The 20698-nt window shown below is 44.6% G+C and carries 17 protein-coding genes and 5 pseudogenes; 11 read left to right on the top strand and 11 right to left on the bottom strand.

The window, feature by feature from the left end; genetic code table 11:
• Window position 1: 1 nt before the first annotated feature.
• The 6 genes and pseudogenes from DXE31_RS04605 to bioB form a co-directional block, all read right to left on the bottom strand.
• Entirely contained in the window at window positions 2-1774 is a 1773-nt protein-coding gene (locus DXE31_RS04605; protein WP_114697973.1) for a peptidoglycan D,D-transpeptidase FtsI family protein, read from the bottom strand.
• On the bottom strand, window positions 1771-2037 hold the full coding sequence (ftsL, locus tag DXE31_RS04600) for a cell division protein FtsL (protein WP_114697972.1): 267 nt from the start codon (window positions 2035-2037) through the stop codon (window positions 1771-1773). Before ftsL ends, DXE31_RS04605 begins: the two co-directional genes overlap by 4 nt.
• Window positions 2034-2984, bottom strand: a complete 951-nt coding sequence (gene rsmH, locus DXE31_RS04595) for a 16S rRNA (cytosine(1402)-N(4))-methyltransferase RsmH (protein WP_114697971.1) — start codon at window positions 2982-2984, stop codon at window positions 2034-2036. Before rsmH ends, ftsL begins: the two co-directional genes overlap by 4 nt.
• A gap of 12 nt (window positions 2985-2996) precedes the next feature.
• Entirely contained in the window at window positions 2997-3425 is a 429-nt protein-coding gene (gene mraZ, locus DXE31_RS04590; protein WP_114697970.1) for a division/cell wall cluster transcriptional repressor MraZ, read from the bottom strand.
• A gap of 295 nt (window positions 3426-3720) precedes the next feature.
• Window positions 3721-4350: a 2-polyprenyl-3-methyl-6-methoxy-1,4-benzoquinone monooxygenase gene (gene coq7 / locus DXE31_RS04585; protein WP_114697969.1), complete on the bottom strand. Its 630-nt coding sequence runs from the start codon at window positions 4348-4350 to the stop codon at window positions 3721-3723.
• 7 nt (window positions 4351-4357) lie between these two features.
• A pseudogene (bioB, locus tag DXE31_RS04580) lies at window positions 4358-5254 on the bottom strand (biotin synthase BioB).
• Window positions 5255-5483: 229 nt separating this feature from the next.
• Here bioB and bioA point away from each other — a divergent pair.
• The 4 pseudogenes from bioA to DXE31_RS04560 all read left to right on the top strand — a co-directional run bounded on the left by bioA (window position 5484) and on the right by DXE31_RS04560 (window position 9536).
• Window positions 5484-6796: pseudogene (gene bioA / locus DXE31_RS12815) on the top strand (adenosylmethionine--8-amino-7-oxononanoate transaminase).
• 103 nt (window positions 6797-6899) lie between these two features.
• A pseudogene (locus tag DXE31_RS04570) lies at window positions 6900-7580 on the top strand (aminotransferase class I/II-fold pyridoxal phosphate-dependent enzyme).
• Window positions 7567-8220, top strand: a pseudogene (gene bioD, locus DXE31_RS11165) (dethiobiotin synthase). Before DXE31_RS04570 ends, bioD begins: the two co-directional pseudogenes overlap by 14 nt.
• A gap of 117 nt (window positions 8221-8337) precedes the next feature.
• Window positions 8338-9536: pseudogene (locus DXE31_RS04560) on the top strand (M20 aminoacylase family protein).
• A 33-nt stretch (window positions 9537-9569) separates the two neighbouring features.
• Here the strand turns inward: DXE31_RS04560 and DXE31_RS04555 are convergent.
• The 3 genes from DXE31_RS04555 to apaG all read right to left on the bottom strand — a co-directional run bounded on the left by DXE31_RS04555 (window position 9570) and on the right by apaG (window position 11835).
• On the bottom strand, window positions 9570-10172 hold the full coding sequence (locus DXE31_RS04555; protein ID WP_114698653.1) for an enoyl-CoA hydratase-related protein: 603 nt from the start codon (window positions 10170-10172) through the stop codon (window positions 9570-9572).
• A gap of 27 nt (window positions 10173-10199) precedes the next feature.
• Window positions 10200-11330 carry a murein transglycosylase A gene (gene mltA, locus DXE31_RS04550; protein ID WP_114697968.1) on the bottom strand — a complete coding sequence of 377 codons (1131 nt, stop codon included), beginning with the start codon at window positions 11328-11330 and terminating at the stop codon, window positions 10200-10202.
• 130 nt (window positions 11331-11460) lie between these two features.
• Window positions 11461-11835 (bottom strand): Co2+/Mg2+ efflux protein ApaG, encoded by a 375-nt coding sequence (gene apaG, locus DXE31_RS04545; protein WP_114697967.1) that lies wholly within the window; start codon window positions 11833-11835, stop codon window positions 11461-11463.
• Window positions 11836-11884: 49 nt separating this feature from the next.
• Here apaG and rpe point away from each other — a divergent pair, with 49 nt between their 5' ends.
• From rpe to trpC, 5 genes are read left to right on the top strand one after another with little or no spacing between them, the layout of a single operon-like run.
• The gene (gene rpe, locus DXE31_RS04540) at window positions 11885-12610 is read left to right on the top strand and encodes a ribulose-phosphate 3-epimerase (RefSeq protein ID WP_114697966.1); all 726 of its coding nucleotides are present in this window, start codon (window positions 11885-11887) and stop codon (window positions 12608-12610) included.
• On the top strand, window positions 12610-14115 hold the full coding sequence (gene trpE, locus DXE31_RS04535) for an anthranilate synthase component I (protein ID WP_114697965.1): 1506 nt from the start codon (window positions 12610-12612) through the stop codon (window positions 14113-14115). Before rpe ends, trpE begins: the two co-directional genes overlap by 1 nt.
• A complete protein-coding gene (locus tag DXE31_RS04530; RefSeq protein WP_114697964.1) occupies window positions 14099-14665 on the top strand; it encodes an aminodeoxychorismate/anthranilate synthase component II in 567 nt (188 codons plus the stop codon). The genes trpE and DXE31_RS04530 overlap by 17 nt, the downstream gene beginning before the upstream one ends.
• 20 nt (window positions 14666-14685) lie before the next feature.
• Window positions 14686-15711 (top strand): anthranilate phosphoribosyltransferase, encoded by a 1026-nt coding sequence (gene trpD, locus DXE31_RS04525; protein WP_114697963.1) that lies wholly within the window; start codon window positions 14686-14688, stop codon window positions 15709-15711.
• Window positions 15712-15721: 10 nt separating this feature from the next.
• Entirely contained in the window at window positions 15722-16525 is an 804-nt protein-coding gene (gene trpC, locus DXE31_RS04520) for an indole-3-glycerol phosphate synthase TrpC (protein WP_114697962.1), read from the top strand.
• A gap of 230 nt (window positions 16526-16755) precedes the next feature.
• Here trpC and DXE31_RS11160 read toward each other — a convergent pair whose 3' ends face one another.
• Window positions 16756-17028 carry a hypothetical protein gene (locus DXE31_RS11160; protein ID WP_231969361.1) on the bottom strand — a complete coding sequence of 91 codons (273 nt, stop codon included), beginning with the start codon at window positions 17026-17028 and terminating at the stop codon, window positions 16756-16758.
• Between the two features lie 490 nt (window positions 17029-17518).
• Window positions 17519-18613 (bottom strand): redox-regulated ATPase YchF, encoded by a 1095-nt coding sequence (gene ychF / locus DXE31_RS04505; protein ID WP_114697961.1) that lies wholly within the window; start codon window positions 18611-18613, stop codon window positions 17519-17521.
• A 40-nt stretch (window positions 18614-18653) separates the two neighbouring features.
• Between ychF and DXE31_RS04500 the strand changes: the two genes are divergently transcribed.
• On the top strand, window positions 18654-19928 hold the full coding sequence (locus DXE31_RS04500) for an FAD-dependent monooxygenase (RefSeq protein WP_114697960.1): 1275 nt from the start codon (window positions 18654-18656) through the stop codon (window positions 19926-19928).
• Window positions 19921-20637 (top strand): DsbC family protein, encoded by a 717-nt coding sequence (locus tag DXE31_RS04495; protein WP_114698652.1) that lies wholly within the window; start codon window positions 19921-19923, stop codon window positions 20635-20637. Before DXE31_RS04500 ends, DXE31_RS04495 begins: the two co-directional genes overlap by 8 nt.
• The last annotated feature ends 61 nt before the right edge of the window (window positions 20638-20698 follow it).

Raw genomic sequence — 20698 nt, 5'->3', positions numbered from 1 at the left:
CTCATCGCTTCAAAACCACATGTTGAGCTTGAGCGCTTGCAGAATGAATCTCTTGTGGATTCTTATCTTGCAATACCATTTGCTTTACTTTAATATCCGGCAAGACATTTAAGGTGTGTAATGTTTCACTCACGATAGTTGAAAATACAGGTGCAGCCACATCTCCACCGTAGTGACTACCTCCTGTTGGCTCATCAACCATAACTGCAACAACAATTCGTGGCGCACTAATGGGGGCAAGCCCTACAAAGTAGGCGCGATATTTATTGCCGTACCCTTTACCAACAAGCTTATGCGCCGTTCCAGTCTTACCACCTACACGAAATCCTTCGGCCTGAGCTTTAATTGCAGTACCACCTGGTTCAGTAACTGACTCCATCATGTTACGCATATCAATTGCCGTTTTTGGAGACAGCACCTTGATGCCCGGCTTGTACTCTGGGCTTCGCTCAATGGTTAAGGGAACTAATTCACCATCACGCGCAAACACTGTATACGCGCGTGCTAACTGAAAGAGTGATGCAGAGATACCATAACCAAATGCAATACGCGCTTGATCAGTAGGCATCCATTTTTTGAATGGATGAACGGTACCAGCAACAGCACCGGGGAATCCAATTTTCGGTGCCTGACCAAAACCAACAGCTATATAAAAATCCCACATTTCCTCTGCCGATAGGTTATGGAGAGCAATCTTTGCAGCACCAATGTTGCTGGACTTTTGAATGATCTGAGAAACAGTTAAGTTCCCGTAAGGATGTGTATCCGTAATCGGTTTTGGGCCAACTAAATATTTTGCTCCAATGACCATATTGGTATCAGGCTTCACAACCCCTTTTTCTAAAGCGATTGCAACGGTGAATGGCTTCATTGTCGAGCCAGGCTCAAACGTATCCGTCAACACACGATTGCGCAATTGCTCGCCAGTTAAATACTTGCGATCATTTGAGTTGTAACTTGGATAGTTTGCTAAGGCGAGAATCTCGCCAGTTTGTGTATCCAGCACTACTGCACCGCCTGCTTTGGCGCGATGTTTTTCAACTGCATCTTTAACAGCGTTATAGGCTAGAAACTGAATCTTACTGTCAATTGAAAGATTGAGATCTTTTCCATTTTGTGGTAACTGCAAAATAGCCATTTCATCGACAACACGTCCAAGACGATCAACGACTACACGTCTTTGTCCGGGATGTCCGGCCAGATCTTTCTCTCTTGAAAGCTCTATGCCTTCTTGACCTTTGTCGTTTACATTAGTAAACCCAACGACGTGTGCCATCGCCTCCCCTTCAGGGTAAAAGCGACGGTATTCATTATTCAAGCCGATACCAGGAATTTCCAACTGCTTAATTTGTTGCGCAACTGCTGGGTCCACTTGACGTTTTAAGAAAATTTGCTTGCGCTCTTCTTTCAATTTCTTACGTAATTCAGCTTCACTAATTTGCAAAAGGCTTGCCAGCTTTTGAAGCTTATCGGTAGCCAAATCATCAGGAACCGTATCGCTATAAGCAATAATGGATTTAGCTTCCAAGCTAGTAGCAATAACTTGACCATTGCGGTCCAAAATTTTTCCACGGCTTGCAGGCAACTCCAATTCACGCTGAGTACCACGGACACCCTTCGCTTCATAAAATGCGTTGCCCGGACCCTGAATCCAAAATGCGCGCAATAGCAACATCATGAATACAACAAATAGGAGGAAAAGCATCAAACGCGACCGCCACATTGGCAGACGCAATACTAAATTTGGCGTAGTAGAAAAACCAACCGGCCTCATTGAGTCTCCCTTAAATACAAAGTACGCTCTGGAGATATAGGAGACATTCGCAATTGATTTCGCGCTACCTCACGAATATGAGCCGATTTTGAGAGATTGCGTTGTTCGTATTCAAGGCGGAGCCATTCTTGATTTAACTTACGCTCTTCAATCTGGGCACGCTCTTGCAAAATAAATAACTTACGCGCCCGCTGTTGCGCCGCGACAAGAGATAAAGCGCAAATTAATAGAAGCGCAAGGAATGTCAACGTTGCTCGATTCATACAACTACTCCGCTACGTTTTTCAGCTACTCGCATAATGGCTGAACGGGCGCGTGGATTCTCAGAAATTTCAATATCACTTGGCTTAACACGGCTAATGATTTCTAGCGCACTTTGTGGCAAATCCTTTTCACGTACAGGCAAGCCACGTGGCACATCTACTTTTGCGTGCGCTTGCATAAACTGCTTAACAATTCGATCTTCTAATGAATGGAAGCTAATTACAGCCAGTCTTGCGCCGGGCTTGAGTAACTTCAATGCTGCTTTTAAGCCAATTTCCAAATCTTCTAACTCACGATTTATGAAGATACGCAATGCTTGGAATGTTCTAGTTGCAGGATCTTGGCCCACTTCACGCGTACGAACAACACTCGCTACTAAATTGGCCAGCTGAGTAGTAGTTTTTGGAGGCGAACCCTCTTCGCGCTTAGCCACAATAGCTTTCGCAATCTGAAATGCAAAACGTTCTTCTCCGTAAGTCTTAATCACGCGTGTGATTGCCTCCAGTGATGCCTGTTCCAACCACTCTGCTGCAGTCAAACCGTGATCGATATTCATCCGCATATCTAACGGCCCTTCGCGACGAAAGGAAAATCCTCGATGTGCTTCGTCTACTTGAGGCGAGCTGATTCCAAGATCCAACAAAATTCCATCCACTGAATCGACTTCTGCATACTGATCCATTTGCGCAAAACTGTCGTGCACAATCCTTAAACGTGGGTCGTTGATTTGCTGTGCCACCGCGATCGCATCTAAATCCTTGTCGAAAGAAATCACTCTTGCAGTAGGATTTAATTCTTTGAGAAGTGCTTGTGTGTGTCCACCACGCCCAAAGGTTCCATCGATCAGCAAAATAGGATCGGATATTTTTTGATTTTGAATTAGCGAGCCACCAACTAGCGCCGTCACCGCCTCGCCCAGCAATACTGGGCAATGAGTAATGTTCATGGCAGCCTGTCATCAAAAGTTAAATTGCTTGAGTGCTTCAGGCATGCCTTGCGCAATAGTCGCCTGTTCTTTTGCAGCGTATGTCGCTGCATCCCACAATTCCAAGTGACTTCCCATACCAAGCAAAATCACTTCTTTTTCCATACCTGCTGCCGCGCGTAATTCTGGGCTGACCAACACACGACCAGCGCTATCCAAATCCATCTCTGCTGCATTACCCAAGAAAATTCGACGCCACCAATGCGCATCCATTGGTAGTTGTGCAACCCTAGCTCTAAACGTTTCCCATTCTGGCCTTGGGAAGAGCAACAAACAGCCATCTGGATGGTTTGTGAGCGTGACTCTACCGTCGCCCTGTACCCACAAGGCATCACGATGCTTAGCCGGCACAGACATGCGGCCTTTTGCATCTAAATTGAGAGCTGACACACCTTGAAACACCAATGACCTCACTTTTTCACATTTCCTCCCACTTTAGAGGATCGCAATAATAGGGTCAAGTGTTTTTAAGAGTTTTTTTAGGAATTTCTCTAGTGTTTACAATCACTTAGCGTCATGCGCTGAGAAAATGGTGACAATAGAATAGCTACTTGAAACAATGGCTTGGAAAATCTACTTAAGAGTAGATCTTAGCTATTAGAGAAGATAATCTCTATTATACTGTATTAATAAACAGTAATCCAATGAAAAATATATCAATAACTATTAAAAAGTAATTCTCTAATTTAAAACAGATTTAAATCTTATAAGCAGTAGTGACCATTATCTTGGAAATCGCCTGCATGATTTTTTGAATTGACTCTGGCAAATTTACCCCACCAGCATTTTTTGCATCTTGCCCATGAGCAATCTCATCGATACGCATATGATCAACAATTGCGCGCGAACGATGATCGTCTTTAGGTAATTTTTCAAGATGACTTTCCAAGTGATTCTCCACTTGTTTTTCTGTTTCGGCTACAAAACCTAAACTCCACTTATCGCCTGCCAAGCCTGCTACTAAGCCGATCGCAAAGGATCCAGCATACCAAATTGGGTTGAGATAACTAGTATGTGAACCAAGCTCTTGCAAACGGGTTTCACACCATGCAAGGTGATCCATCTCCTCTCGTCCAGAGTGATTCAACATCTCCCGAAGTTCTGAATTACGGGCAACTAATTTTTGCGATTGATACAACGCTTGCGCACAAACTTCACCCACATGATTCACACGCATGAGTCCAGCGGCATGTTTACGTTCAGCAGCATCCAAGCTAGAACCTCCCCCAATTTCCGACCCAGGAGTTGGTCTACTGGCATTTGCACCACCCACTACCGCTCGAAGTGCAGTGTCAAATTCTAAGATAAGGCGATCAACTGGTGACATTCTTTAATTAGACCAAAACCTCTGCTTTACAGCTTTGCTTGGTCTTCAATCCAAGCGCAGCCAAAAATGCGCAGTCTTGCTCCGCCTCCGGATTGCCGGTAGTGAGTAGTTGCTCACCATAGAAAATCGAATTGGCACCAGCCATGAAGCACATTGCTTGAACCGCGCGGCCAAGCTCTTGACGACCGGCCGACAGACGAGCACGGGCTGGTGATGCGGGCCACTGCAATTGTTCTAACAAATTCCAAGGGCTTTTGTTCGGCCAAAGGAGTCCCGGCAATAGGGACTAAATGGGTAATAGGCACAGATTCTGGATAGGGACTTAAATTTGCCAAGCGAGCCAAAAACGCACCGCTTTGCTGTCTGGACTCGCCCATGCCGACAATACCACCACAACCAACTGACATACCTGCAGCACGTACATTAGAAATCATATCCAAACGGTCTTGATAGCCTCGGGTTGAGATCACAGAACGATAGACAACCTCGCTGGTATCAAGGTTGTGGTTATAAACATCTAAGCCGGCTATCTGCCTCCAACATACCTAGGGTAGCGCATGTCTCTAAACCTAAGGTTTTTACACCCTTAATCATGGCTGTCACTTTCTCAATATCGCGATCTTTAGGCTCGCGCCAAGCGGCACCCATCATACAGAAGCGATTTGAGCCAGTAGCTTTAGCAGCTTCTCAAACTTCTTCTAAACCCATCAACTTTTCAGCTTTCACATCGGCGTCATAGCGAGCAGCTTGTGGGCAATATCCGCAATCCTCAGCGCAACCACCCGTTTTAATTAATTGATAGCAGAGTAGCCGATTCCACATCCCCTTCAGGGAAATAGCCTTTATGTGTCTCTTGAGCCTTGAGCATTAATTCATTGAAAGGAAAGGCAAATAAAGCCTCAATTTGACTTACTGACCACTCTTCAGAAGCCTCAGAATCACCATTAGCGCCCTGATGTAAATCCGCCTTAGATTTAAATTGAGTTAAGGGTTTTTCAGCGGTTTGAGTGTCCAACCTAGGCAAATTCCAAACATTAGGTAGATTCAAGGCATCAACATAACAGATAGAAGCCCGATTTTGGAAAAACTAGTGGTCAAATATCAAACATCAAGGTTAGTGCTGACATAAATCAATCCCCCTCGTAGATCGCAGTCTCGCCACCGTTTGGCACCCATGCACTCAGATGAAACAGCATGAGTCTTTTCCGCTGGTTACCATCACAAGAGACAAGGCTCTATGACGAAAACGGAAAACCCCTACTTGATGCAATTAGCTCATGGTGGACGAATTTATTTGGTCATTCCAATCCGCACATCAATCAAGCAATTAGCAAACAACTAGAAAAAAATTGAGCATGTAATGTTCGCATGTTTTACCCATCCTCCAGTTTTAGAACTTTCAGAAAAACTCGCTGCACTGACAAAACATCATTTAGGCCATGTCTTTTATGCATCGGATGGTGCCTCTGCAGTGGAAATTGCACTGAAGCTGAGTCATCACTACTGGCAACTCAATGGCAAAGCTGAAAAGAAAAAATTTGTATGCCTAGACAATGGATATCACGGAGAAACGCTTAGAGCACTAGCAGTTACTGATGTAGCAATTTTTCGTGAAGCTTATGGTTCACTCCTACAAGACGTCTTCACCATCACCTCTCCTGATGCACGCAAAACAAAAGCCGGCGAGAGCGCTGAAGATGTAGCAAAGTTTGCTGCCAATCAACTGAAAGAACTTTGTGCAAGAGAACATGGGAAATATTGCTGCCATCATTATTGAGCCTGTAGTGCAATGTGCAGGCCAAATGGCAATGCACTCACCTGAATATCTTCGCCTTGTAAAAAAATTTATGCGATCGACACTCAATTCACCTGATTGCCGATGAAATTGCCGTTGGCTGTGGACAAAGCGGTAAGTTTTTCGCCTGTGAGTATGCTAATATCTGGCCAGACTTCCTAACTCTCCAAAGGGAGCGGCGGTGGCTATCTGCCACTCTCATGCTGCCTCACTACAGACAAAATCTTCCAAGCTTGTTACAGCAATCAAACACAGCAAGGGTTTGTGCATTCCCATTCTTATACTGGAAACCCACTCGCTTGCGCTGCGGCACTCGCTCGTCTAGAGATTTTTGAAGCAGATAAAGTACTCGAAAAAAATGTTGAGCGATCACAGAATTGAGCTAAAGCATTTGCGTGGGCAAAAACGGATTCTCGAATTGAGCACTGGCGTCAACAAGGAATGATTCTTGCTTTCGACATCAAAGTGGATAGCTTAAAGAATGCAAAAACATTTGCGCGAGAAATGTTTGCCAATGGTATAAAGCAAGGTGTTTTGATCCGTCCAATCGGTAATACGGTCTACGTCATGCCGCCTTATAGCTTATTGCCCGAAGAGACCATGCAATTGGGTCGTGCCGTGCAACTTGCTCTTAAGAAAACATTGGCATGACAAAATCTTCGAACCCAGTTAGCGCTCTACAACTTGTCCAAGATCAGATCGTTATCCTTGACGCTCAGGTACTGAAACGAAAGCTCAGAGTTACATCACCCCCTTGAAGATCATCGTGACTGATGGTGTATTTAGTATGGATGGTGATCTTGCACCGATTAAGCAACTATTGGCATTAGCCGAGAAATATGACGCTCTTTTACTGGTAGACGATGCTCATGGATTTGGCGTTCTTGGGGAGCTAGGTCACGGAATTTTGGAACAAGAAAATATTTGCTCTGATCGCATCATTTATGTCGGGACTCTTGGCAAAGCTGCAGGTATCAGCGGCGCATTCGTTTGCGCACAAGCTCCTTTTATTGAATGACTCATTCAAAAAGGGCGTCCCTTTATCTACAGCACCGCCACTCCACCTGCAATTGCAATTGCAATTGCAGTTGCACATACTCTTTCAAAGAGTTTGAAAATAATCGAAGGGAAAGAAGGTGGCAAGCGACGTGCTCAACTGAATAAACTCGTTGACATCTGGCAGGAAGAGATGCGATTTACTCAATGGAAAATGGTTTCCTTGCGTACCGCTATTCAACCCATCATTTTGGGTAGCAATGCAAATGCCTTACTTACTGCAAAATTATTAGATAAAGCAGGCTACTGGATTCCAGCTATTCGCCAACCTACCGTTCCAGTAGGAACTGCAAGATTACGCATTACTTTTTCTACCAACCATAGTGCAGCAGATGTTCGGGCACTCATTGCCACCCTAAGAATGGTTGAGCAACTCTAAAGGCGTCTTTATCACCGGTACTGATACCGAGGTCGGCAAGCCCCTAGTCAGCGGGGCGCTACTTTTGAAATTATGTAGACAGGGAATCAATACAACTGGCTTTAAGCCAGTGGTTGCTGTTATCTATTTGAATGCACATGGCAAAACTCAGACTGAAGATTTGGAAACGCTACGTATTGCTTCAAATCTGAAATCCAATGCACTCAATTTATGTCCTTATGTATTGGATCAACCTGCTGCACCCCACCTTGTAGCTGCACAACAAGGACTAGCGCTGGAGACAAGGGTCCTCATTAATGCTTTTAAAAGGATTCAAAATAAAGCGGATTTTGTTGTGGTTGATGGAGTCGGGGGTTTTCTTGTTCCACTCAATGACAAAGAAGATTGAGCTTATTTTGCAAAAGAAATTGATTTGCTAATCATTCTCGTCGTGGGGATGGAATTAGACTGCATCAATCATGCTTGGCTGACTTATGAAGCGATGCAATCTCGGAATTTAACTATTGCAGGGTGGGTGGCCAACCGCCTATCAGAGGAAATGCCCTTGATTGAAGAAAATTTACAAACTCTTCTTACAAAAATTACCGCACCTTTTTTAGGCTTTATTCCAGTACTTCCCAAAAAACTCCAAAAGCCATAAATGCGCCATATTCTTTTGAGGCGCTTGATTTTGCTGCGCAGCACATTCAAGTACCGATTAATTCATATTTCATTCTTTCTCAAGGCAACTCCACATACTTTCGGATAAGATGGAGGGATGCATGTACTCCCTGAAATTACCGACTCCGCAAAGGCCATACAGGAAATTCGACGCAATATTCATGCGCATCCTGAATTGCATTTTGAAGAAAATCGTACTGCTGATCTAGTAGCGGAAGCCCTTTCTAGTTGGGGAATTACGGTTTATCGTGGATTGGGTAAGACTGGGGTTATTGGCCGACTAGATGGTGATTTGGGTCCAGGCAAGATGATTGGGCTGCGTGCAGACATTGATGCCTTGCCTGTGCAAGAGCACAACAACTTTGCTCATGCCTCACAAAATCCAGGAAAAATGCATGCTTGTGGGCATGATGGTCATACCGCCATGCTACTAGGAGGAGCTCAATATTTATCAAATCACCGTGATTTCAAAGGTAGCGCAATCTTCATTTACCAGCCTGCTGAGGAGGGTGGGGCTGGAGCGAATGAAATGATCAAAGATGGACTTTTCAAAGAGTTTCCATGCGATGCAGTTTTCGGACTTCATAATTGGCCGGGCTTAGCATCAGGGTATTTTGGCGTTACTCCCGGCACCATGATGACATCGAGTAACGCCTTTGAAATTACCATTAAAGGTAAAGGCGGTCACGCGGCTCTGCCTCACAATAGCGCAGATCCTGTATTTACTGGCGCACAAGCAGTACTCGCACTACAAAGCATCATTACCCGCAATAAGCGCCCTGTCGATGCCGCAGTTTTATCGATCACTCAATTTAATACGGGTGAAACTAGCAATGTCATTCCTGACAGCGCTTTCATTGGTGGCACTATGCGTACGTTCACATTAGATGTCCTCGATTTAATTGAACAACGTCTACGCGAAATCACTCACAGTGTTGCATCTGCTTTTGATTGCCAAGCTGAAATTAGCTTTACCCGTAACTATCCACCCCTCATCAACCATGCTAATGAAGTGCAAGTTGCTGCTGAAGTTATGGCTGAGTTAGTTGGTATACAAAATGTCAATGCCTCGATCGACCCAACCATGGGTGCAGAGGACTTTGCCTTCATGTTGCTTGAGAAGCCCAGGCTATTACGTCTTTCTGGGTAATGGTGATGGCGATCATCGCTCTGTAGGGCATGGTATGGGACCTTGCCATCTGCACAAATCCATCGTATGACTTTAATGATTCCTTGATTCCTGTCGGCGTGAGCTATTGGGTCAAACTAGCTCAACACTTCCTAGAAAAGAACTAAATGTTCTTTAAGGCATTCAATTAAATTGCTTGCTTAAGCATTAGTAAATTTAGCAGGGCGTTTTTCCATACATGTCGCCATTCCTTCTTTCTGGTCATTCGTACCAAAGCAAGCATGAAAAAGACGGCGTTCAAAATGAATTCCCTCTGCCAAAGTAGTTTCATAGGCAGTATTAATGCTTTCTTTGACCATCATGGCCTTTAATAAAGGCATGTCTGCAATTCCTTTAGCAAGCGCTTTTACTGCTTGCAATAAATCTGCTTGCGGAAAAACTCTGGCGACTAAACCTGAACGCTCCGCCTCAGCAGCATCCATCATGCGCCCTGTCAAAGCTAAATCCATCGCTTTCGCTTTTGAAACTGCACGGGGTAAACGTTGCGTACCACCTGCACCTGGAATGATGCCCAACTTCACTTCGGGTTGTGCAAATTTTGCGTTATCTGCTCCAGCAGCAAATGCTTTTTCACTTCCAGTAAGGATCATGCAACCAATATTGTCATCAACATCAAACGCTAATAAGGCTTCGCCCAACTCTTCCATTAGTTGACCGTTCAATGCATTTAATGCTTCTGGACGGTTTAAGGTAATAGTGGCAACTTTGCCATCAACTTCTGTCAAAATTGTTTTGTAGCTCATGAGCTTCTCTCGATTATCTTTAGTCAATTAACGTGGAAGCAGCAACCACATTCTGCCATTTTGTTTCATACGCCCTGCCACCTCTCCAGCAGAATCCCCAGATCCCCAATAGTAGTCCGCTCTAACACCGCCGACAATGGCTTTACCAGTATCTTGCGCCATCACTAATTTCTGCAAAGCTTGATTACTCAATGGTTTAGTCGTAGCTAAAAAGACGGGCGCCCCCAAAGGTATAGCCTGTAAATCGACTGCGATACTACGCTCACCAGTCAACGGCACTCCTAATGCACCATTAGGCCCTAAGTCTGCCGCTACATTACCTGGCAATTCTTTAAAAAATACAAATCTGGGATTGGCATTCAGCATTTCATTTACGCGGTCGGGATTCCGCTTCGCCCACTTAGACATGCCTTGCATCGTCGCCTCACTTCGTGTGATCTCTTTACGATCGAGCAACCACTGAGCAGATGACTTGAAAGGTTGATCATTTGTGCCTGCAAAACCCAGACGCAAGATGCGGCCATCTTCAAGGCGAATTTTTCCTGAGCCCTGAATTTGCATAGAGGCAGCCTCAACAGGATCTTGTATCCATGCAATTTCTGAACCCCTCAAAACGCCTGAACTCATCAGCTCAGCACGCGTTGGAGCTGGACTTGGTTTAGATTTACGCCATGCGTTTGGGTATGCATAAAGCGGTACGCCATAAGTACTAGTTCGTGTTTGTGAACCATTCATCATTGGCTCGTAATAACCCGTGATTAAACCTGTCTCATTCCCAGAGCTTGTACGGATTGCATAAGCCTGAAAGTTACTCTCAAAATATTGACGAATAGCTTGAGTGTCGTGACTCGATACATTGCTTGCTTGCACACAAACTAGGCGCCAATTCACTTCACTACTTTTCTTGCGTAAGACATCACAACTCTTTAACCAGGCGGGCCAAGCTTGGGATAGATCGTCTTCCTGCCATCCTGATAAGACCTGCCAAGAGACAGCGCCGAAACTCGCAATCGAAGAGCTATAGCTAGAGGGTGACACTCCCGGAACACTAGAACGAGATCCCGTACCACGGGTGGGTGGCGTGGAGCAACCGACAATTAAGCTAACGATGAGGATAGCGAAGACACTTATCGGGATTAATTCAAATTTTGAAATCATGATTGCCAATTTACTCGATAAATACCCAATGCTACTGTTTGCTTTTGAAGGCGCCGTTGCTCTCGGACTTTTGTTGTTTATTGTCCTCTGAACAGGCAAAGGCAAAAAATAAGCTTTTTACAGTCCCTTTCTAGTGCAGGGTGCGCGGCATTACCAGGGCAAACTCTGGAATGGGCACCTGAAAGAATTGAGCCTCCTCGGTAACACAGAAATATTCCCCCCGCATGGTCCCGGCAGATGTAGGTAAGGTAGCCCAGCTGGTGTACTCAAAATGCTCTCCAGAGCCCAAAAGCGGCTGCTGCCCAACAACCCCCAATCCCCTGACCTCGTGAACGTCGTTATCGCCATCAGTAATAAACCAATGGCGGGCAATCAGTTGAATACTTGCCGCACCTGTATTGCGTATGGTGACGGTATAAGCAAAGGCAAATTGGCGATTATCGGGGTCAGATTGCTCCGGAAGGTACTGGGCTTTGACGGTTATCGTCATTTCATTGGGATTCATGCTCGAATTCTGCTCTATCTTCAGGCCAACTGCAAGCTAGAATCTAGGGATGAAAAGCCAAAATTCATTCTCAAATAGTCAATTTGTGATCGCCCCCTCAATTTTGTCAGCTGACTTCGCCTGTCTAGGCAAGGAAGTAAAAGACGTATTAGCGGCTGGGGCCGACTGGATTCACTTTGATGTTATGGATAACCACTACGTACCTAATCTCACTATTGGCCCCTTGGTTTGTGAGGCTATTCGCCCGCATGCATACAAAGATGGCAAGCCTGCGGTGATCGATGTGCACCTAATGATCGAACCGGTAGATCGCATTGTTCCTGACTTCGCAAAAGCAGGTGCCAACTTAATCAGCTTTCATCCAGAGGCAAGCCCTCACGTGAATCGCACATTGAATCTAATTCGTGATCAAGGGTGTCAAACAGGTCTAGTATTCAATCCGGCAACTCCACTTGATCATCTTGATCACACCCGAGAATTACTCGATCTTGTATTGCTCATGTCTGTAAATCCTGGTGTTGGTGGTCAATCATTTATCTCAAGTACCTTGAATAAGGTTGCTCAAGTTCGTGCACGTCTTGATCGTTATCAAATGGATACCGGCAGACATATTCGCCTTGAAGTCGATGGCGGAATTAAAGTCGACAACATTGCCGAAGTAGCAAGAGCTGGTGCCGATACTTTCGTTGCAGGTTCAGCAATTTATGACAAGGAAAATTATGCGGATGTTATTCAAGAAATGCGTACTGCATTAGACAAGTCAGGTAAAGCCTAATGCATCGCGAAGAATTTCATGACCTTGCTAAACAGGGTTTTAATCGCATTCCTCTCATCAAGGAAGTATTAGCCGATCTAGAAACACCCTTATCGCTTTACGTCAAACTCAGTCAAGCATTTGGCACAAAAAATACCTACCTTTTAGAGTCCGTGCTCGGTGGCGAACGCTTCGGTCGCTTCTCCTTTATTGGCCTGCCTGCCAAGACGATTTTGCGAACTGTGGGCACGCCTTCTGCGCCAGTAAATGAAGTAGTTACTGACGGCCAAGTTATTGAGAGCGATACCGAAAATCCCTTGGACTTTGTAGACACCTATTTCAAACGCTTTAAAGTAGCACTACAAGCGGACAGTCCTCGTTTTTGTGGTGGACTTGCAGGATACTTTGGATACGACACAGTTCGCTATATTGAATCACGTTTAGCCAAGCATCAACTACCCGATAAATTGGGCGTCCCGGATATACAACTCATGTTGACTGAAGAGTTAGCAGTCATTGATAACATTGCCGGAAAAATTTACTTTATTGTTTATGCGAATCCCAGCATTGCCAATAGTTTTGAAAACGCACAAGATCGTTTAAGAGAATTACTTACTTGTCTTGGTAAACCTGCAAATATGCCGGCATCTTTACCAAGCACTAAAACTGATCTTATTCGCAAATTTAAAGCAACTGATTTTGAAAATGCGGTGCTCAGAACTAAAGAGTACATCTTGGCTGGTGATTGTATGCAGGTGGTAATTGGCCAAAGAATTAGCAAGCCATTCACGGACTCTCCATTGGCTCTTTATAGAGCACTTCGTTCACTCAATCCATCGCCTTATATGTATTTCTACGACTTTGGTGATATGCAAATTGTTGGTTCATCTCCCGAGATTTTGGTGCGCCAAGAAAAACGTGCTACCGAGAAGATTGTGACGATACGGCCGCTCGCTGGCACCCGTCCTCGTGGAGCAAATTCAGAGGAAGATGAGCGTCTAGCCAAAGAACTCTTAGCGGATCCAAAAGAAATTGCCGAGCACGTAATGTTGATTGATTTAGCGCGTAATGATGTAGGTCGTATTGCCAAAACTGGTTCAGTCAAAGTGACTGACTCTATGTCTATCGAAAAATATTCTCACGTTCAGCACATTGTGAGTTCGGTAGAGGGCGACCTATTAGACAAGATGAGCAATATGGATGTATTGCGCGCCACATTCCCTGCTGGAACCTTGTCTGGGGCACCGAAAATTCGTGCAATGGAAATCATCGATGAGATGGAGATAGTGAAACGTGGGGTCTATGGTGGTGCAGTTGGCTATCTCTCCTTCTCGGGCGATATGGACGTAGCAATTGCCATACGTACTGGTGTTATACGAAATGGCGTATTGCACTCTCAAGCAGGCGCTGGCGTTGTAGCAGACTCCGATCCAACTGCTGAATGGAAAGAAACGGAAGCAAAAGCACGTGCAGTACTATCTGCTGCCGATTTAGTACAAGGAGGACTCGATGCTCCTAATGCTTGATAACTACGATTCGTTCACCTATAACCTAGTCCAATATTTTGCTGAATTGGGTGAAGAGGTCAAAGTATTGCGAAGCGATGAAATGACCGTCGAAGATATTGCCAAACTCAATCCGGAGCGGATTTGTATCTCACCTGGACCTTGTAGCCCAGCTGAAGCAGGTATCTCTGTCGATACCATTAAGCGTTATGCCGGTCAAATTCCAATCCTCGGCGTTTGTTTGGGGCATCAGGCAATTGGTGAAGCATTTGGCGGTCAAGTAATTCGCGCTCAAAAAGTAATGCACGGCAAGACGGACAGCATTCACCATACTGGTGTTGGTGTATTTAAGAATCTGCCTGACCCATTTAAAGTCACTCGCTACCATTCGCTAGCTATTGAGAAAAGCTCCTTGCCTGTAATGCTAGAGGTAACGGCAACATCGTCTGATGGAGAAATCATGGCTGTACGCCATAAAGAACTTGCTGTTGAAGGTGTTCAGTTTCACCCCGAATCCATTCTTTCTGAGCATGGTCATGCACTACTGAAAAACTTTTTACAGACTAAATAAGTCCCTATAAATACGACTTTATGCCAATCACTCCACAAGAAGCTCTACAACGCTGTATAGAACATCGCGAATTATTTCATGATGAGATGACAGACATGATGCGCCTCATTATGAGCGGTGCAATGTCCCCAGAGCTTGTAGCTGGACTATTAGCAGCTCTTCGCACCAAGAAAGAAACAGTTGGTGAAATCGCTGCAGCTGCAAAAGTAATGCGTGAGTTTGCAACCCCTGTAAAAGTGGCTGATCGGAGTCATTTGGTAGATGTTGTTGGCACAGGCGGCGATAGCGCCCACACCTTCAATATCTCCACTGCAGCAATGTTTGTTGCCGCAGGTGCCGGAGCCAAGATCGCTAAACATGGCAATCGGAGCGTAAGCAGCAAGTCTGGTAGCGCAGACGTTTTAGAGGCTCTTGGAGTAAACCTTACCCTGTCCGCTGAACAAGTGGCCCAATGTATTTCAACGGTTGGCGCGGGCTTTATGTTTGCCCCAAACCATCACCCCGCCATGAAGAACGTAGTACCTATTCGCAAGGAGTTGGGCGTTAGGACGATTTTTAATATCCTAGGCCCCCTCACCAATCCAGCAGATGCTAAGCGTATCCTAATGGGTGTGTTTCACCCGGATCTAGTAGGCATTCAAGCACGTGTATTACAAGCACTCGGCATGACTCATGCGCTGGTTGTTTATGGACGTGACGGTCTGGATGAGATTTCTTTAAAGGGGCCTACCTTAGTTGGCGAACTCAAAGATGGTCAAGTTCGTGAATATGAAATTCATCCCCAAGATTTTGGCTTCAGCGTTACTCCAACTAATAGTTTTAAAGTAGCTAACGTGGAAGAATCCAAAAAGATTGTGCTAGACGTACTTGATGGTCGGCCTGGTCCTGCTAGCGATATTGTTAGCCTCAATGCTGGAGCCACACTCTATGTGGCGGGAATAGCTAAAGATATTGCTGATGGCATTGCATTGGCTAAAGCAGCCATTACCTCTAGATCGGCCCGTCAAAAGTTAGATACTTTTGTTGCAGCAACACAAATACAGTAATTGATTATTTATGAGCGATATCCTCGAAAAAATTGTTGCAACGAAAAAGATTGAGATAGATCGCTGCCTACAACAACTATCACTTGCCAAGCAACGTGATCAAGCTGAGGCAAACAATCTGGATACCTTCTTAAAGCCAAGGGGCTTTATCAATGCTATTGAAAATAAGATCTCTGCCGGTAAAGCAGGAGTGATTACTGAAATTAAGAAGGCAAGTCCAAGCAAAGGTATCTTGCGCGATAACTTTGCTCCCGCAGGGATTGCCCAGTCCTATGAAAAACATGGTGCTGCTTGTTTATCAGTACTGACTGATCAAGACTATTTTCAGGGCTGCAATGCATATCTACAACAAGCTCGTGCTGCATGCAATATTCCAGTTTTGCGCAAAGACTTCACGATCGATCCATATCAAGTTTATGAGGCACGTGCCATTGGCGCAGATGCAATCCTACTTATCGTGGCGTACTTAGAGTTAAATCAAATGAAGGAGCTTGAGGCCTGCGCCCATGAAATAGGCTTGGATGTTTTAGTTGAGGTGCATAACGCCCCAGAATTGGAGCAGGCCTTAGAACTGAAAACACCATTACTTGGCATCAATAATCGCAACCTCAAAACCTTTGAAGTTGCCCTACCAACTACCCTTTCTTTAATGTCCATGGTTCCAGAAAATAAAACCTTGGTAACAGAGTCTGGAATCTTGAACCGCGCTGATGTAGAGCGGATGCGCAACAATCGAATTAATGCGTTTTTGGTTGGCGAAGCATTCATGCGTGCCGCTGATCCAGGCGTAGCACTCAGTGAGCTCTTTTCCTAACTTTTCTCAAAAGATCTAGACAGCTCTTGATTAAAGAAATCAGCAGTAGCGAACCTAATGCATCACCTATACAGAAAACCACCATTGATGTAAGCCTGCTGACATCAATGAATAAATCAAAATACAAGCTATGAGTTTAGAAATGCTTAGATTACTTAAGTCTGGCTCTAGTCTCAAATTGCTAAATACGAAAACTCTGGCCAAATACGGAGCAAATCCAGAAATTAACCCTATGCGCCAATGCAAATAATTAAATCACCTGGGAAATCACCGAAATAACTAATTAAAAATGAGGCCAAGGCAATACCAGCAGCTCCTGAGAATCCAAAAATTAAGGTGAGAAATAAACGTAAGCCCGCTGGTAAATAAATCCACTTCACTCCCAGGTCACAAGTCCAACTATTGGTAAGCCATCCGTTGAGATAAAAAAGAAATGCGTAAGCAAATGCGCTAATCAAGCATCCGATGAGCCATTCTGAAGAAATTGAAAAGAATTTAGACATTGCAGTCAGTCTGGATTACTTTTTTAGTTGACGTACATCAATTGCTGAAATCTGACTTCAGGAATACACTGAAGCCGTCCTCTAATGGGCAAACAACCACAAGATATTTATACAAGCTCCAAAAACCTCGCCTTACCTAAATCTGCTGAACCTGATTGATTCAATCGATCGCATGAATCCAGGCAAAAAGCTTGACTGCATTGAGGAAAGCTTGCTCGATAAGATTGTTTCCTGTGCCCATGAGAAGCAGTCCACCTTAGTAGGTGACCTCATATCTTCATCCGACTTTGGCTCACAAGCCACTTTGCACGGTCGCCTGAAACATCTGAGTGTGTGGGCTACATTAAAATGGCCCTTAAGCGCTACGAGGAAATTTCCAAGTGTCTTGAAAAAGCAGCCAAAACTGCTTAAAAGAAATGGCGTGTTTGTTGCCCAATAAAAAACCCTTTACAGGGCTATTTTATCAAATAGATTACTTACATTTATTTGCTTAAACGTTAAACAAGAAATTCAAGACGTCGCCATCTTTAACTACATACTCTTTACCTTCGGCACGCATCTTACCGGCTTCTTTTGCACCTGCCTCACCTTTGAACTGAACAAAATCATCGTAAGAGATTGTCTGGGCTCGAATAAAACCACGCTCAAAGTCTGTATGAATGACGCCAGCGGCCTGAGGCGCTGTATCGCCCTGATGAATGGTCCAAGCGCGAACTTCTTTCACTCCAGCAGTAAAGTAAGTTTGTAGGCCGAGTAGGGAATAACCAGCACGAATTACACGATCTAGACCAGGCTCTTCCATGCCAAGGTCAGCTAAGAACTCAATCTTATCGGCCTCATCTAAGTCAGCAATTTCTGCTTCAATTGCTGCGCAGACAGCCACAACTGGAGCATTTTCTTTAGCTGCGTGTTGCTTTACAGTCTCAAGGTGTGGGTTATTAGAAAAACCATCCTCTTTTACGTTTGCAACATACATGGCAGGTTTCGCTGTAATTAAACACAAAGGTTTAATCAATAGCTTTTCATCATCACTTAAATCTAGACTGCGAACTGGCTGCGCAGAGTCCAAATGCGCTTGAACTTTCGTCAAAACAGCAACCAAAGTAGCTGCATCTTTGTCATTACCTGACTTGGTGGCTTTACTGGATCTGTTAAGCGTTTTTTCAACCGTTGCTAAATCGGAAAGCGCTAACTCAGTATCAATGACCCCAATATCAGCGATAGGATCAATTTTTCCAGCAACGTGAATCACGTTTGGATCCTCAAAACACCGCACCACATGAGTAATAGCGTCAGTTTCACGAATATTTGCTAAAAACTGATTACCTAGGCCCTCGCCTTTTGAGGCGCCGGCCACTAATCCAGCAATATCAACAAATTCAACCGCTGCTGGCAATATACGCTCAGGCTTCACGATTTCAGCCAAAGCAGCTAAACGGGGGTCAGGAACCTCGACTACGTCAACATTTGGCTCAATCGTGCAGAAAGGATAATTTTTTGCTGCGATTCCAGCCTTGGTAAGCGCATTAAAGAGGGTAGATTTGCCGACATTAGGCAGGCCGACGATGCCACATTTTAAAGACATGCCCTTATTGTAAAGGGACTTGTTTCGATATCATCGAGTTATGTCAGAAGTTCACCTAAAACCCTTATCCAATTCAATGGCCCAATCCACCAAAATGCGCACCGCAGATGTAGTCGTGGTCGGCGGAGGCATTACTGGTAAAGCTTGCGCCCTTGGTCTGGCACAACTTGGTCTCCAAACTATCGAGATTGCCCCAGATTTAGGGCAAACCTGCCCAAACCCTTCTGGTAATCAATGGGGGCAACGAATTTATGCTTTTTCTCCAAGTAGCCAAAAACTGCTTGCCCGCTTACAAATTTGGGATGCAATTGATCAAAGTCGCTTACAGCCTGTTCAAGATATGCGGATCTATGGCGATCGCGGTGAAAAAAATGATTTCCTCCACCTCTCCGCATTCGAAGCGGGAACACCACAACTTGCTTGGATCGGCGAATCTAATCTCATTGATCATAGACTTGATCAAGCTTCCCGGTTTCAAAACAAACTGGAGCGTGTAAGCACTATTGTTGACAAAATAAGCGTAGATGCGGATGGAAGTACTCTGCACTTAAAGAATGGTGGCAGCATTCGTACGCAACTCGTGATTGCAGCCGATGGTGCTCACTCGGCAATTCGTAATAATATTGGCATCAATGCAAGCGAAGAAAGCTACTCACAAAGTGCTCTAGTTACGAATTGGCTTTGCACTTACCCACACTTAGAAACTGCGTTTCAATGGTTTCTACCTGGAAGAGATATTGTGGCCATGCTCCCTCTGCCAGGAAAACAAGTGTCCATGGTTTGGTCTACGTCACCAGAAAACGCTACTGATTTACTCAAACTCAATCAAGCTCAATGGCATGAACAACTCTCATCCATTGCTAACGGTGCAATTACAAAGCAGTTGGGTGAACTTACCCTGAACTCGATTCCAGCAGCCTTTCCTCTAAGGAGAATGAGAGCCAAACGATTTATTGGTCCTGAGAATCATCCCAAAGTAGCGCTCATTGGTGATACTGCCCACGTTATGCATCCTCTGGCTGGACAAGGCCTCAATCTGGGACTGAGAGATGTAGCAGTATTGCTCAATATATTAGGCAACCGCGAATCCTTTCGCTCGCCCAGCGACCGCGTTTTACTCCGCCGCTACGAACGACAACGCCAAGGCGATACGAGTGCGCTTTTATGGGTAACCGATAAACTCAAGAAATTATTTTCAGCAAGTAGTAGTACAGAACGACAACTCCGCAACTGGGGTCTAGGGTTGGTCAATAAGAGCCATTTTATAAAACAGCGCTTGATTGAACGCGCTTTAGGGGAAATTGATTTTGAATAAATTCTTATCCGTGATTACCGTTATCAGTGCAAGCCTATTCTTTTCGGGATCACTGTCTGCGCAACCAGAGCAGCAAGTAAAGACTGCAATTCAAAAAAAATTGGGCGCCAATGTCAAAGTCAAAAGTGTGTCACCAGCCCCAGTTTCTGGCTTATATGAAATATTGGTTGGTCATGATATTTTCTATACAGATGTCTCTGCAAAATATCTCATTCAAGGAGAGATTATTGAGATTGCTACTGGCAAAAATATTACCGAACAAAGACAGGCAGACCTCAATCGCATTAAATGGAGCGATCTATCTCCTACCAATGCGATTAAAAATGTACGTGGCGATGGCAGGCGCCAATTAGCCGTCTTTTCTGATCCAAACTGTGGCTACTGTAAGCGCCTTGAAAAAACATTACAGCAATTAGACAACGTCACGATTTACACCTACTTAATGCCAATCTTGTCTTCAGACTCAGCTCAAAAATCAAAACAGATCTGGTGCTCAACGGATCCGAATAAGGCTTATATGGATTGGATGATAAATGGTATTACTCCCAGTGGTAAGGGAGATTGCAGTACACCGCTGGATCAGAATATGGCTTTTGCTACGACTTATGGTGTCACAGGGACGCCAACTCTATTTTTCGCTGATGGCAGTAGATTTCCTGGCGCAGTACAAATAACTAATATCGAAAAGAAATTTAATTCTCTGAAATAAACATCATGCATCATGCCGATTTACCAGCAATTCACAATACACAGTTTGGCCGGCTGATTTT

Source organism: Polynucleobacter necessarius (assembly GCF_900095185.1).
Classification (GTDB): domain Bacteria; phylum Pseudomonadota; class Gammaproteobacteria; order Burkholderiales; family Burkholderiaceae; genus Polynucleobacter.
The sequence above is the reverse complement of the archived record's forward strand: the minus strand, read 5'-3'. Positions and strand labels throughout refer to the sequence as shown.

Coding starts and splice junctions, on each gene's coding strand:
- DXE31_RS04500 (WP_114697960.1), top strand. CDS start 18,654: ATGTCAGAAGTTCACCTAAAACCCTTATCCAATTCAATGGCCCAATCC.
- ftsL (WP_114697972.1), bottom strand. CDS start 2,037: ATGAATCGAGCAACGTTGACATTCCTTGCGCTTCTATTAATTTGCGCT.
- rpe (WP_114697966.1), top strand. CDS start 11,885: ATGAAAAGCCAAAATTCATTCTCAAATAGTCAATTTGTGATCGCCCCC.
- DXE31_RS04555 (WP_114698653.1), bottom strand. CDS start 10,172: ATGAGCTACAAAACAATTTTGACAGAAGTTGATGGCAAAGTTGCCACT.
- apaG (WP_114697967.1), bottom strand. CDS start 11,835: ATGAATCCCAATGAAATGACGATAACCGTCAAAGCCCAGTACCTTCCG.
- ychF (WP_114697961.1), bottom strand. CDS start 18,613: ATGTCTTTAAAATGTGGCATCGTCGGCCTGCCTAATGTCGGCAAATCT.
- trpD (WP_114697963.1), top strand. CDS start 14,686: ATGCCAATCACTCCACAAGAAGCTCTACAACGCTGTATAGAACATCGC.
- DXE31_RS11160 (WP_231969361.1), bottom strand. CDS start 17,028: ATGTCTAAATTCTTTTCAATTTCTTCAGAATGGCTCATCGGATGCTTG.
- rsmH (WP_114697971.1), bottom strand. CDS start 2,984: ATGAACATTACTCATTGCCCAGTATTGCTGGGCGAGGCGGTGACGGCG.
- trpC (WP_114697962.1), top strand. CDS start 15,722: ATGAGCGATATCCTCGAAAAAATTGTTGCAACGAAAAAGATTGAGATA.
- mltA (WP_114697968.1), bottom strand. CDS start 11,330: ATGATTTCAAAATTTGAATTAATCCCGATAAGTGTCTTCGCTATCCTC.
- trpE (WP_114697965.1), top strand. CDS start 12,610: ATGCATCGCGAAGAATTTCATGACCTTGCTAAACAGGGTTTTAATCGC.
- coq7 (WP_114697969.1), bottom strand. CDS start 4,350: ATGTCACCAGTTGATCGCCTTATCTTAGAATTTGACACTGCACTTCGA.
- DXE31_RS04530 (WP_114697964.1), top strand. CDS start 14,099: ATGCTCCTAATGCTTGATAACTACGATTCGTTCACCTATAACCTAGTC.
- DXE31_RS04605 (WP_114697973.1), bottom strand. CDS start 1,774: ATGAGGCCGGTTGGTTTTTCTACTACGCCAAATTTAGTATTGCGTCTG.